Origin of the sequence: Streptomyces sp. NPDC007095 (assembly GCF_040634475.1) — a bacterium.
GTDB lineage: Bacteria > Actinomycetota > Actinomycetes > Streptomycetales > Streptomycetaceae > Streptomyces.
In genome coordinates, this window is record NZ_JBEYFS010000306.1 from 1 (window position 1) to 11,544 (window position 11,544).

Sequence of the window (11,544 nt, forward strand, 5' to 3'; positions counted from 1 at the left end):
GCCGCCCAGAGGATCAGCGGGAGCTGCGCGGCGGCCAGCGCGGTGGGCAGGGGCATGCGCAGCGGGAGCCGCTCGGGAGCGGCCGGTTCACCGGTCGGTCGGCGCGGCCCGCCGAGTGCGAGTCCGTACGCCGTCCACAGGGCCGCCAGCAGGGCCGACGCGACGGCCGCGTAGCCCAGGCCGTTCGTGTCGGGGAACGCGACCTCGTGCAGTGCGTACACGTCCAGGACCGTCAGCGCGAGTCCCAGCCCCGCCACGGCCTCCGCCGTCGAGCGCAGTCTGTGCCGGAGCAGGAGCACGGGTGAGCCGAGCGCGGCCAGCGTCACCGCGCCCAGTACCAGCGCCCGCCCGGCGATCCCCATCCGGCCCCAGCTGACCAGCGTGAACGCGATCGCGGCGACGGTCAGCAGGATGCCGCCGAGAACGAGCAGCACGTTCTGGACGCGGGGCGCCGTGGTCTCGGGCCGGCGTGCGGGCGGGGGTGGGTGCGGCGGAGCCACGGGCGGCCGGAGCGCGGTGATCACGGCCTTAGGGACCAGCGGAACAGCCAGTAACGCTAAGCGCTTGATCTCGGGCTTCTAGCACGGGTGATCGGTGCCGTGCGGGGGTTCGGCGGAAGGTCCCCGATCACTGGTGGGGGATGGCTACGGTCCGCAGCATGCCGGTGGAATTTCTGACTGATGAGCAGGCTGAGGCGTATGGGAAGTTCGCCGAGGAGCCGACGAAGCCCGAGCTGGAGCGGTTCTTCTTCCTTGATGACGAGGACCTGAAGCTGATCGCGAAGCGGCGCGGGGACCACAACCGTCTCGGCTTCGCGCTCCAGATGTGCACGGTGCGGTACATCGGGCTGTTCCTGGAGGACCCCCTCGCGGTGCCGTGGCCTGTCGTCGAGCATCTGGCCGAGCAGCTGGGGATCGGGGATGTCTCCCAGATCAAGCGGTATACCGAGCGCAGGCCGACGCCGTACGAGCACGCGTGGGAGATACGTGACGCGTACGGCTATCACCAGTACGAGGACCACGACCAGGGCCGGAAGCTCCGGGCCTTCCTGCACGGCCGGGCGTGGACTGCGCACGCGGAGGGGCCGAAGGCTCTGTTCGATCACGCGGTGGGCTGGCTGCGCCGCAACCGGGTGCTGCTGCCGGGAGTGAGCGTGCTGGCCCGGCAGGTCGCCGAGGTCCGCGGCGCCGCGGACAAGCGGCTGCACGCCACGGTCGCCAGGGCGGCCCGGCGGGCGGACCCGGCTCTGCCCGGCGACCTCGTCGCCACGCTGAAGACGCCGGAGGGCAAACGGCATTCGGAGCTGGAGCGGATGCGCCAGCCGCCGACGCGGACCACCGGCGCCGCAATGAAGGCCGCGTTGCAACGGGTCGAGGACATCGCCGCCTTCCAGTTGGGCCGTCTCAGGCTGGAGCAGGTTCCGCCGAACCGGCTGTCAGCGCTGGCCCGGTACGGGCTGGGCACCAAGGCGCCGAAGCTGGAGCGGACCCCGGAGCCCAAGCGCACGGCGATGCTCACCGCGGTGATGCGCCACCTGGAGGCGAAGGCGATCGACGACGCGCTGGACCTTTTCGAGATCCTGATGGCCACCCGGCTGATCAGCTCCGCGAGGCGGTCCACGGACAAGCAGCGCCTGTCCACGCTGCCGCAGTTGGAGAAGGCGGCACGGATCACCGCCCGGGTCTCGAAGGTGATCATCGAGGAGCTGGAGCTCATCGAGGCGAGCGGCTGCGATGTCGACGTGGCCGCGCTGTGGCGGGCCTTGGAGGAGGTCGCGCCTCGGGCCGCGCTCTCCAGCGCGGCGGCCACGGTGGTGAGCCTGGTGCTGGAGGACGACGGCACGGCGGAGACCGCGCTGCGTGGGGCGCTGGCGCTGCGCTACAACACCGTCAGGCCGTTCCTGTCGCTGCTGGGTGAGTCGAAGGCGCTGGACGCGGCGCCCGCCGGCAGACGGATCCTCACCGGGGTGCAGCGGCTCCCGGCTCTCTCCCGGCGGAAGGTGGGCGAGAAGCCGCTGCTGCCGCGCGAGGTCGACGACAAGCTGGTGCCGGCGCACTGGCGCAAGGCCGTGTACGCGAACGCGGAGCTGCCGCAGGGGGCGGTGGACCGGGATGCGTACGTGGTGTGTGTGCTGGAGCAGCTGTTCGGCGCGCTGAGGCGCCGCGACATCTTCGCCTCGCCCTCGCACCGCTGGTCCGACCCGCGAGCCCGGCTGCTTCAGGGCAAGGGGTGGGAGGCGGTGCGCGAGGACGTCCTGGCGGGCCTGAGCCTGGACGAGGACGCCGAACAGCACCTTCGGGAACTGGTCACCGTGCTGGACGCGACGTGGAAGCAGATGGCCGAGCGCCTTCAGGAGGCGGGCTCCGACGCAAAGATCAGTATCGAGGTGCAGCCAAACGGCCGGGCGAAGCTGAACGTGGAGAAGCTCCATGCGCTCAGTGAGCCGAAGTCACTGAAGTGGCTGCGCGAGCGTGTCGAGAAGATGCTTCCGAAGATCGACCTGCCGGACCTGCTGTTCGAGGTGTACTCATGGACCGGGTTCCTGGACGCTTTCGTGCATCTGGGCGACGGCAGAACCCGGATGAAGGACCTGACCACCTCGGTCGTCGCCCTGCTGGTGAGCGAGGCGTGCAACATCGGGATGACCCCGGTCATCAACCCCAACCACGAGGCTCTGACCCGCTCCCGGCTGGTCCACGTCGACCAGTACTATCTGCGCGCCGACACCATCGCCGCGGCGAACGCGGCCCTGATCGCCGCCCAGGCCCAGGTGCCCATCGTCGAGCACTGGGGAAAGGGGCTACTGGCCTCCGTCGACGGCTTGCGGTTCGTCGTCCCCGTCCGCACCATCAACGCCGCCCCCTCACCCAAGTACTTCGCGAAGAAGACCGGCATCACATGGCTGAACGCCATCAACGACCAGGTCATCGGCATCGGACAGATGGTGGTGCCCGGTACCCCGCGCGACTCCCTGTTCATCCTGGACGCCTTGCTGAACCTGGACGGCGGAGTGAAGCCGGAGATGGTCGCCACCGACAACGCCTCCTACTCCGACATGGTCTTTGGCATCTTCAAGCTGCTCGGCTACCGCTTCTCCCCGCGCTTCAAGGACCTTCAAGACCAGCGGTTCTGGAAGGCCCAGATGCCCGGCGCCGAGACGGCCGGCGGGTACGGGCCGCTGGAGGCGATCGCGCGGAACAAGGTGAACGTGAAGAAGGTGATCACGCACTGGCCGGACATGCTGCGGGTCGCCGGCTCCCTGGTCACCAACCAGGTCCGCGCCTACGACCTGCTGAGGATGTTCGGCCGAGAGGGGCATCCCGCCCCGCTGGGGCAGGCGTTCGCCGAGTACGGGCGCATCGCCAAGACCCTGCACCTGCTCGCCGTCGTCGACCCGGTCGACGACACCTACCGCCGCCAGATGCACAAACAGCTCACCGTCCAGGAATCCCGCCACAAGCTCGCCCGCGACATCTGCCACGGCAAGAAGGGCACCATCCACCAGGCGTACCGGGACGGGATGGAGGACCAGCTCGGGGCGCTGGGGCTCGTGCTGAACGCCGTGGTCCTCTGGACGACGCGCTACATCGACGCCGCCGTCGCCCAGCTCCGCGCGGAGGGCTACGAGATCCGCGACGAGGACGTCGCCCGGCTCTCCCCGCTCAAGCACAAGAATCTGAACGTCCTGGGCCGGTACAACTTCACCGCCTCCCAGCCGGTGAAGGGGCTGCGGCCCCTGCGCGACCCGGATGCTGTCGACCTCGACGATGACGACGGCCAGGAGGAGTGAGCGCCGCATCCGCCGTCCGGGGCGGGTCGTTGTACTTCGAGAAGGCCACCGCCGACCGGCGGGGGCAGCGAGAAGGGGGCGCCGGTATGACCGTGACCGACTCGTACGACGAGATGAGGGAGCACCCGCGGGAGGCCAACGAGCGGTTCGCCGCCGACCGCAGGGACACGACGATGACCATCCGCTTCGAACCCATCGAGGTGACCTGACCTGCACAAAGCCTCTATTTTCGTGTCTGAGTCAAGCTCAGCGTCCAGCTTCAAAGCCTCCATGGCGCAGCGGCACCGCCGTCCGCGGCTCCAAACTCACGCTCCCGGCCAGGACAGCTCAGGCGTGCCAGCCGTGGTCCATCCGCAGGAAGTACGGGAAGAGGGTGCGCTCCTCGAAGTCGAGATGTGCCTGGAGGTGGTCGGAAAGCGCGACGATCCGTTCCAGCACCACGTGGACGGAGCGTTCGTCCTTGGGGTTCAGATGCCGCGCGTCGGCGCGGATGCTCACGATCATCTGCTTGACCTCCTCATGCTCGCGCCGGAGCCGCCCGATCTGACCGCTGAGCTCGGGGAACCGGTGCTGCATGACCGGCAGCATCCGAGCGTCCTCGATCGTGTGGTGGGCGTCCAGGTGGGCGCAGAAATGCTGGCAGCCCACCTTGAGCTGCCAGGTGAGGTCCGCGACAGTCAGACCGCCGAGCAGCTCTTCAATGTCCTCTGCGCGTGTGGTCGCCGCATCGAGCACCTCAAGCCCCTTGCGCAGGGCGGCGACGTCGCTGCGCAGCGGCGCATGCGCCATCAGCAGCTGCTGCACCATCTGGCGGCCGGCGACAGTTCCCGCCTGCGGCTGTGTCATCGTCGATGCTCCTTTGCGACTGCCTCGCGCACGGCGGGCGCGACCTTCTCGATGATGGGGCGCAGCGCGGACTCGTCGGCCGGGCCGCTGAAGGTGTAGCCGTTCATGCCGTGCTCGACCGGCCAGCTCGTCAGCAGGTCGACCCGCTGCGTAGTCGAACGGTCACCGACCAGGTTGTAGACCCGGTTGGTCCGGCTCGGGTCTCGCCCGGCAGCGCCGGCCGCCTCGTCGATTCGCCGGTTCGCGTCGTCCAGCTCCTCCGGGGCGAGAAATTCCTTCGAGGGCAGCCAGCCGCCTGTCCCCGCTGGAGTGCGCCCACGGCGGCCGTGAAGCGTGCTTCACGGCCGCCGTCCGGAGGGCGCTGTTTCTAGGCGGCGATGCGGTGGGCTATCGCCTTGGCCGTGGAGGCTGCGTCGTCCAGTGCCTGCTGGCGGGAGGCTTCGAAGAGGGGGATGAGCTGGGACATCGCCGGGTTGTGTACGGCCATCGTGAGTTCCGGGACGATGAAGTTCAAGTCCAGGGCGAGCGCGTCGGCCAGAACGGCCGTGAGGTAGTTCTGCACGTATTCGTAGCCCTCGCGGGGCGTGCCCGGGGCGTAGGAGCCGCCGCGGCTGGCGACGACGGTGACGGGGGTGCCCTTGAGCCTGGAGCTTTCCACGCCGGCGGTGCGGCCGACGAGGACGATGTTGTCGAGCCACGCCTTGAGGGTCGAGGGAATCGAGTAGTTGTACATCGGAGCGCCGATCAGTATGGCGTCGGCGTTCTCCAGCTCGTCGATCAGCGTCAGCCGGTGGGCGAGGGCGGTGGCCTGGGAGGGGGTGTGCGTGGCCGGGTCGGTCTGGCCGGCGGTGTGGGCGTCGGCGGTGAGGTGCGGTACGGGGTTCGTGGCGAGGTCACGGTAGATGACCGTGCCCTCCGGGTGGTGCTCCTGCCAGGTCCGGCGGAAGGCGGCGGTCACGGCGCGGGAGGAGGAGGCGTCGCCGGAAAACAGCGAGGAATCGAGATGCAGAAGAGTGGCCATGGGATGTTCCTCAGGTGTAGCAGTGGTCGGGAATGCGGATGATCGGTGACGGTCCGCGTGGCGAGGGCGGTCTCGCGATCACCCGGCCGGGTTTGCCGGGCGGAAGGTGAGCTGTGGCGCCTCGGATTCAGGCGCTGGTCAGGAGGCGAGGACGAGCGTGGCGGCGGCAGCGATCGCGATGACGGTGAGGATGATGGGTGCCATCGCGTTGCCGCGGGTCTCGGGGTTGGCGTAGTCGCCGGACTTGGCGTGGAAGCCGACGGCTCCGACGAGCAGGACTGCGAATCCCAGGGCGGCGGCAACGCCGATGGGCTGCCAGAAGAGACCGGCGATGAGCCCTGCGGCTGCGGCCAGCTCGGCCAGCCCGATGAACCGGACCAGCGGGGCGCTGAAGCCTCCGGGAGACTGCAACTGGGCTGGAATGCTGCCCTTGAGCAGGGCTTTCGGTAGTCCGGCGGCCAGCCCGACAACGGCGAGCAGAACGCTCAGTACGGCGGCGAAGACAAACACGGGTCATGCCTTTCTGGTGAGTGATTCGGACCGCCCGAGCTGTACGGGACCGGCATCCGTGGAGGATGGGTGTGCCAGGGGTTTTGCTGCTCACGCGTGAGCGTTGCTGAAGTGCGGTCTCATCGATGGAGAGCGCTGCTGCGCGGCAACCCGGCCGGGCGCCGGCCGCCGCGGTGCGGCCGGTGACGGCAGACGCTGAGGCGGGACGGCTCGTCGGCGCCGGCCGCACCGCCTGTGGAAGGCGGAACGCGGCCGATCAGGTGAGGGGCTGTTCGGTGAAGTTCCTGAGCACCAGTACGCCGGGAACCTCGATGAGGCGTCCGCCTTCGTCGATCCTGCCGAGTTCCACCGGCGACAGGCCGAGCGTGCGGGCGAGCTCGGCGATCTGGGAGCTGGCCTCCCCGGAGTCGCTGGAGACGAAGACCACGCGCTTGCCCTGGCCGGAGGGCACTTCGGCGGCGAGCGTCTGGGCGGGAAGGTGGTTGAAGCCCTTCACGATCTGGGCGCCGGGCAGGACCTCGGCCGCGTACTGCGAGGAGAGCCGACCCTTGAGGATGTCGCCCGCGTTGGGCGCGTAGTGCGCGTTGGTGGTGTCGACGACGATCTTCCCGTTCCAATCTGGCAGGGCGTTGCCGAACGTCTCGACTGCGCCGAACGGGATGGCCATGAAGATGACGTCGCTCGCCAGCGCCTCGGTGAGCGTCACGGCCCGGACCGTGGAACCCCAGGAGGCGGCGAGTTCGCTGATCGAGCCCGGTCCGCGGGTGTTGGCGATGCTGACCTCGACTCCGGCCCGGGCGAAGACGCGCGCCAGCGCCGAACCGATGTTTCCGGTGCCCACGATGGCGTAGCGGGTGTCTGCAGACATGAGTGCTCCCTGTTCCAGTAATTGCTGAAGGCTGTCGAGGCGGCAGAGCAGCTTCGTCGTCCGGCCTGTCGTCGCCGCGTTTCTGTAGGCGGCTCCGACCTCCGCCAGTCCATTTGGTTGAGGTGTTAACCAAACCGTACGACGGACTGGTTAACATGTCAACCAAAGCGGTAGGGTGGGCTTCATGGACGAACCGCGATGGCTAGACGAGCGTGAGCAGCGGGCTTGGCGCAGCCTCATGAAGATGCAGGCCGGCCTGTCCGAATACATCGAGCGGCAGCTGCGCACCCACAGCGGGCTGTCCACCGCCGACTACCAGGTGCTGGCGCACCTGTCCGAGGCGCCCGAGGGACGCCTGCGGTCGTTCGCACTCGGAGATGCGCTGCAATGGGAGAAGAGCCGTCTGTCGCAGCATCTGACCCGCATGCAGAACCGCAACCTCATCCGCCGCGAGCGATGCGCGACCGACCAGCGAGGGGCCGTCGTGGTCATCACCGAACAGGGCCGCACCCTCGTCGAGGCAGCCGCCCCACTCCACCTGGCTGACGTGCGCAATGTGCTGATCGACCACGTGACCCCTGCGCAGATGGACCTGCTGATCGAATTGGGAGGCCAGGTGGAGGCGCGACTCGCCGAGATCGATCAGAAACCGGGATGACCCCTTGCGTCCCTGCCGGGCTGCCGCCGACCGTGCCGTCAGAGTCTCGCCCGGGGTGCTGATGAGGGCCCGGCATCGCACCAACCGCCCTTACTGCGACACTCCGATCCAACAAAGAAGACGATGCGGGTCGACGAGCCTCGCCTTCAAAAAACGAACGTTTTCTGAAGATCACCGTGCGGGGGTCCGCACACCCCGCAGCCCCTTCAAAAAACCCTTCAAAAACCTGGGTCATTCAAGAACCCTCGACCACCGTTTTCTGACATGATCCGGGGTCATGAGTGACACTCCGGAGCCGTCCGGCCACCCCGAACTCCTCGTTGCCGAACCGCTTGTCTGCACCGAGATCAAGATCGGGTACGCGCGGGTGTCCAGCGGCGGACAGAAGCTCGACCGGCAGATCGACGCCCTCACCACCGCCGGATGCCGGAAGATCTTCTCGGACAAGAAGTCCGGCAAGAACGCCCTCCGCCCGGAATTGAAGGCGTGCCACGCCTTCCTCGACGCTGGTGACACCCTCGTCGTCCCCTCGCTCGACCGCTACGGCCGCAGCCTCCAGGACCTCATCAACATGGTCGCCGAACTCCGGACGCGCGGGATCGGCTTCACCTCGCTGCACGAGAACCTCGACACCACCACCCCCGGCGGCCGGCTCGTCTTCCACGTCTTCGCCGCTCTGGCGGAGTTCATCCGCGAACTCATCGTCCAGGGCACCCGCGAGGGCCTGGCCGCCGCCCGCGCCCGCGGCCGGGTCGGCGGGCGCCCCACCGTCGCTACCGAGGAAGTCATCCGCGCCGCCCGCGACCTGCTGCCCGACCCCGGCCGCTCCATCACCTCGATCGCCAAAATGCTGGGCATCTCCCCGGGCACCCTCTACAACCACATCCCCGACCTCCAAGACCTGCGCGCCTCCGCCGTCCCCCACCAGCTCGACGCTGCGGAACGGTGACCCCACGTGCCGATCCGTCCCTAGAACCGCGAGCGTTGTCCCGCCGACTGGCCGGACATCTCCAACGCCATCAACGAACGCGCCGGCTGGCGGTGCGAGTGTGAAGGCGAGTGCGGACGCGGCAGTCACCCCGGCCGGTGTCCCAACCGGCACGGACAGCCCGTGAACGGCACCGGTTCGCGGGTCATCCTGACGACGAGAGCGCGCACCTCGACCACACGCCGGAGAACTGTCACCCGGCCAACCTCAAAGCCATGCCAGGGCTGCCACCTGCACTACGACCGTAACCACCACGCCCGCACCCGGGCCCAGACCCGGCATACCGCGCTCGAAACCGGCGGGCAGCTGACGTTCGAGTTGTAGGCGAACGCAGCAAGATCAAGTGCTTAGCGTTACTGGCTGTTCCGCTGGTCCCCAAGGCCGGATCAGCCAGGCGCGGCGGGCCAGCAACAGGGCCCGGCGCGCGTCGAGTTGCCGCAGCTCGGTGTCCAGGAGCCGCAACTCCTCGGCCGGGGGCGGAAGGTGGGTCATATCCCGGAAGTGTGGTCCCGGTCACCTTCTCCGGCATGAGTGCGCGTACTCATGCCGTACTCAGATGCCCGGTTGGGCACACTCCGTCCATGGACTGGAGCCATTACCGCTTCCGCAGTGTCTGGGCCCTGCCCGCGCCGCCCGCCGAGGTGTACCCCGTTCTCGAACGGGCCGAGGACTACCCGCGCTGGTGGCCCCAGGTCCGTGAGGTGATCCGGATCGACGAGCGCAGCGGCACCATGCGCATCCGCTCGTTCCTGCCGTACGACCTGGTGTTCACGGCGCGCGAGCTGCGCCGCGACCCGGTGGCCGGGGTCCTGGAGATCGCGATGGCGGGCGACATCGACGGCTGGGCGCGCTGGACGCTCACCACCGCCGGTTCAGGCACCCGCGCCCAGTACGACCAGGAGGTCGACGTGAGCAAGCCGCTGCTGCGGCGCTTCGCGGTGCCGGGACGGCCGGTGTTCCGCGCGAACCACGCCCTGATGATGCGCGCGGGACAGCGCGGACTGGCGGCCCGGCTCACGCGTGACTGAAGGCTCATCCCGAAGCGGTTTGAACCACACCCGCAGGGACCTGTATTGTTCAGTGCGTTCCCGGGCGATTAGCTCAGTGGGAGAGCGCTTCGTTCACACCGAAGAGGTCACTGGTTCGAACCCAGTATCGCCCACCCGGAGAAGACCGGTCCGTCACAGACGGACCGGTTTTTCGTTGTCCCGCGCGGGCTCAGGCCGCCGCCGGCAGTTCCGGACGCAGCGGCCACGCCGGATCCACCGCCTCCGGTGAACCGCTGCGCGCGAACCACGCCTGAAGGCCGCGCGCCTGTGCCGCGTGCCACACCGACTGCAGGGTGTGCAGTTCGGCGGGGGAGAGCCGCTCCAGCCTGGTGGCGAAACGACGCCCCACCGCTCGTACGACCTCCATCGCGGCCAGTGCGTCCGCCGCCGCGTCGTGCGCGCCCTCCAGCACCACGTCGTAGTGCGCGCACAGGTCGGTCAGGGTGCGGCGGCCCTTGCGATAGCGGTCCAGATGTTTGTCCAGAACCCGCGGATCGAGCACACGCAGCGGCGCCGGCTCGAACCACCGGTCGAGATTGGTGGCGCGATGGCGGCGCAACTCCCGGTCCAGGAGCGTCAGATCGAACGGCGCGTTCATCACGACGAGCGGGCGGCCCGCCGCGGCCTGTTCGCCCAGCACCCTGGCTATCTCGTCCATCACCGGCGACGGCCAGCGGCCGTTGCGCTGAAGGTGTTCGTCTGTCAGCCCGTGCACCGCCGTCGCACCCGCGGGCACCGGCACTCCCGGGTTCACCAGCCAGCGGGTCACCCGGGGCCGGGAACCCGCGGCGTCCTGGACGACGACGGCGGCCGACACGATCCGGTCGGTCTCGACGTCCACGCCCGTGGTCTCCGTGTCGAACGCGGCCAAAGGGCCTTCGTACCAGCACGTCATACGTACACAACTCCTCGTTCACCCACGGCAGCTGACGCACCGTCTTCTGCCTGTTTGGTGATACCCGGGCTGTTTGCGCCGTACGCCGGAAGGAGACAACACAGGTACGGGTCTTTGCAGTTCAGCGGCCCGTCGCGGGGAATCACTTGGCTTGGAAGGCTGTTGGACTCATGGCACTCGCGCAGCCCGAGCGGGGCGGGCTGCTGCCCCAGCGGACGGCACCCCATCGCGGCACACTCGCCACCACCGCCTGCATGGAGACCTTGCAGGTGGGCTACTTGCACGCCGTCGCGGCCGCGGCGGGCTGTTCGCTGTCCCAGCCCTTTCCCGACAACGGCATCGACTGGCACGTCAGCCACAGCGCCCCCGGGCACACGGTCGACGACGAAGTCACCATCAAGGTGCAGCTCAAGTGCACGTACCAGATCCCGCCGAACCCGCCCGGGCCCGCCTTCTCCTTCACGCTCGACAACGAGCACCTGGCGAAGCTCGCCCGCACCCCGGTCTCGGTGCACAAGATCCTGGTCGTGATGCTGGTGCCCAGGTCCCAGGACGACTGGCTGCGCGCCAGCCACGACCGCCTCGACCTGCGGCACTGCTGCTACTGGATCAACCTCGCCGGCCACCCGATCACCGGTCGGCGCCGGACCACCGTGCGGATACCGACCTCGCGCATCTTCGACGACAGGGCGCTCTGCGAGATCATGACGAGGGCCGGGACGGGAGGGAAACCTTGACACACCGCCCCATCGACTCGATCGGCGAACCCCTTCGGCCGGTCAGGCCGCACCCCGTCGAGTCCCACTGGACCGAGCCGCCCGAGCCGGGCCAGGTCGACCCCGCCGTCCTCAGCGCGCTGCTGCACCGCCACGGCTGGCAGCGCCGCGGCGGAGCGGCCGGACGGTACGGCCGATGGACC

At 68.8% G+C, this 11,544-nt stretch carries 12 protein-coding genes, 1 tRNA gene and 2 pseudogenes; 8 read left to right on the forward strand and 7 right to left on the reverse strand.

Going from position 1 to position 11,544, the window contains the following annotated elements:
* Positions 1-569, reverse strand: a pseudogene (locus tag ABZ656_RS52190) (hypothetical protein); the annotation flags it as partial.
* A gap of 89 nt (positions 570-658) precedes the next feature.
* On the opposite strand from ABZ656_RS52190, the gene ABZ656_RS52195 reads away from it, so the two are divergent.
* Together ABZ656_RS52195 and ABZ656_RS52200 are read left to right on the forward strand one after the other, a co-directional pair.
* Positions 659-3,790 carry a Tn3 family transposase gene (locus tag ABZ656_RS52195; protein WP_266649565.1) on the forward strand — a complete coding sequence of 1,044 codons (3,132 nt, stop codon included), beginning with the start codon at positions 659-661 and terminating at the stop codon, positions 3,788-3,790.
* Entirely contained in the window at positions 3,787-3,999 is a 213-nt protein-coding gene (locus ABZ656_RS52200) for a hypothetical protein (protein WP_319645164.1), read from the forward strand. The genes ABZ656_RS52195 and ABZ656_RS52200 overlap by 4 nt, the downstream gene beginning before the upstream one ends.
* A gap of 118 nt (positions 4,000-4,117) precedes the next feature.
* Here ABZ656_RS52200 and ABZ656_RS52205 read toward each other — a convergent pair whose 3' ends face one another.
* From ABZ656_RS52205 to ABZ656_RS52220, 4 genes are all read right to left on the reverse strand, one after another.
* On the reverse strand, positions 4,118-4,636 hold the full coding sequence (locus ABZ656_RS52205) for a hemerythrin domain-containing protein (RefSeq protein ID WP_360278987.1): 519 nt from the start codon (positions 4,634-4,636) through the stop codon (positions 4,118-4,120).
* Positions 4,637-5,003: 367 nt separating this feature from the next.
* Positions 5,004-5,657, reverse strand: a complete 654-nt coding sequence (locus ABZ656_RS52210) for an NAD(P)H-dependent oxidoreductase (protein ID WP_060897115.1) — start codon at positions 5,655-5,657, stop codon at positions 5,004-5,006.
* 138 nt (positions 5,658-5,795) lie between these two features.
* Positions 5,796-6,167, reverse strand: coding sequence for a DoxX family protein (locus ABZ656_RS52215; protein WP_057582123.1), 372 nt, complete (start codon positions 6,165-6,167; stop codon positions 5,796-5,798).
* Positions 6,168-6,423: 256 nt separating this feature from the next.
* Positions 6,424-7,035, reverse strand: coding sequence for an NAD(P)-binding domain-containing protein (locus tag ABZ656_RS52220; protein WP_060897116.1), 612 nt, complete (start codon positions 7,033-7,035; stop codon positions 6,424-6,426).
* A gap of 184 nt (positions 7,036-7,219) precedes the next feature.
* On the opposite strand from ABZ656_RS52220, the gene ABZ656_RS52225 reads away from it, so the two are divergent.
* Both ABZ656_RS52225 and ABZ656_RS52230 read left to right on the forward strand, forming a co-directional pair.
* Positions 7,220-7,693 carry a MarR family winged helix-turn-helix transcriptional regulator gene (locus ABZ656_RS52225; RefSeq protein ID WP_266649569.1) on the forward strand — a complete coding sequence of 158 codons (474 nt, stop codon included), beginning with the start codon at positions 7,220-7,222 and terminating at the stop codon, positions 7,691-7,693.
* Between the two features lie 277 nt (positions 7,694-7,970).
* Complete coding sequence (locus ABZ656_RS52230; RefSeq protein ID WP_143606564.1) at positions 7,971-8,642, forward strand: recombinase family protein; 672 nt, start codon at positions 7,971-7,973, stop codon at positions 8,640-8,642.
* 378 nt (positions 8,643-9,020) lie between these two features.
* On the opposite strand, the gene ABZ656_RS52235 is transcribed toward ABZ656_RS52230, so the two are convergent.
* Entirely contained in the window at positions 9,021-9,173 is a 153-nt protein-coding gene (locus ABZ656_RS52235) for a hypothetical protein (RefSeq protein ID WP_360278995.1), read from the reverse strand.
* An 89-nt stretch (positions 9,174-9,262) separates the two neighbouring features.
* Between ABZ656_RS52235 and ABZ656_RS52240 the strand changes: the two genes are divergently transcribed.
* On the forward strand, positions 9,263-9,709 hold the full coding sequence (locus ABZ656_RS52240) for an SRPBCC family protein (RefSeq protein ID WP_101406221.1): 447 nt from the start codon (positions 9,263-9,265) through the stop codon (positions 9,707-9,709).
* A gap of 62 nt (positions 9,710-9,771) precedes the next feature.
* A tRNA-Val gene (locus ABZ656_RS52245) sits at positions 9,772-9,843 on the forward strand.
* Positions 9,844-9,899: 56 nt separating this feature from the next.
* Here ABZ656_RS52245 and ABZ656_RS52250 read toward each other — a convergent pair.
* Entirely contained in the window at positions 9,900-10,625 is a 726-nt protein-coding gene (locus ABZ656_RS52250; RefSeq protein WP_060902366.1) for a 3'-5' exonuclease, read from the reverse strand.
* A gap of 170 nt (positions 10,626-10,795) precedes the next feature.
* Here ABZ656_RS52250 and ABZ656_RS52255 point away from each other — a divergent pair, with 170 nt between their 5' ends.
* Together ABZ656_RS52255 and ABZ656_RS52260 are read left to right on the forward strand one after the other, a co-directional pair.
* Positions 10,796-11,362 carry a DUF4365 domain-containing protein gene (locus tag ABZ656_RS52255; RefSeq protein ID WP_101406222.1) on the forward strand — a complete coding sequence of 189 codons (567 nt, stop codon included), beginning with the start codon at positions 10,796-10,798 and terminating at the stop codon, positions 11,360-11,362.
* Positions 11,359-11,544, forward strand: a pseudogene (locus ABZ656_RS52260) (hypothetical protein); the annotation flags it as partial. The gene ABZ656_RS52255 and the pseudogene ABZ656_RS52260, both read left to right, overlap by 4 nt.

Excerpts from the sequence above, each read along its gene's own strand:
- ABZ656_RS52195 (WP_266649565.1), top strand. The coding sequence starts at position 659 with ATGCCGGTGGAATTTCTGACTGATGAGCAGGCTGAGGCGTATGGGAAG.
- ABZ656_RS52205 (WP_360278987.1), bottom strand. The coding sequence starts at position 4,636 with ATGACACAGCCGCAGGCGGGAACTGTCGCCGGCCGCCAGATGGTGCAG.
- ABZ656_RS52210 (WP_060897115.1), bottom strand. The coding sequence starts at position 5,657 with ATGGCCACTCTTCTGCATCTCGATTCCTCGCTGTTTTCCGGCGACGCC.
- ABZ656_RS52220 (WP_060897116.1), bottom strand. The coding sequence starts at position 7,035 with ATGTCTGCAGACACCCGCTACGCCATCGTGGGCACCGGAAACATCGGT.
- ABZ656_RS52225 (WP_266649569.1), top strand. The coding sequence starts at position 7,220 with ATGGACGAACCGCGATGGCTAGACGAGCGTGAGCAGCGGGCTTGGCGC.
- ABZ656_RS52230 (WP_143606564.1), top strand. The coding sequence starts at position 7,971 with ATGAGTGACACTCCGGAGCCGTCCGGCCACCCCGAACTCCTCGTTGCC.
- ABZ656_RS52235 (WP_360278995.1), bottom strand. The coding sequence starts at position 9,173 with ATGACCCACCTTCCGCCCCCGGCCGAGGAGTTGCGGCTCCTGGACACC.
- ABZ656_RS52240 (WP_101406221.1), top strand. The coding sequence starts at position 9,263 with ATGGACTGGAGCCATTACCGCTTCCGCAGTGTCTGGGCCCTGCCCGCG.
- ABZ656_RS52250 (WP_060902366.1), bottom strand. The coding sequence starts at position 10,625 with ATGACGTGCTGGTACGAAGGCCCTTTGGCCGCGTTCGACACGGAGACC.
- ABZ656_RS52255 (WP_101406222.1), top strand. The coding sequence starts at position 10,796 with ATGGCACTCGCGCAGCCCGAGCGGGGCGGGCTGCTGCCCCAGCGGACG.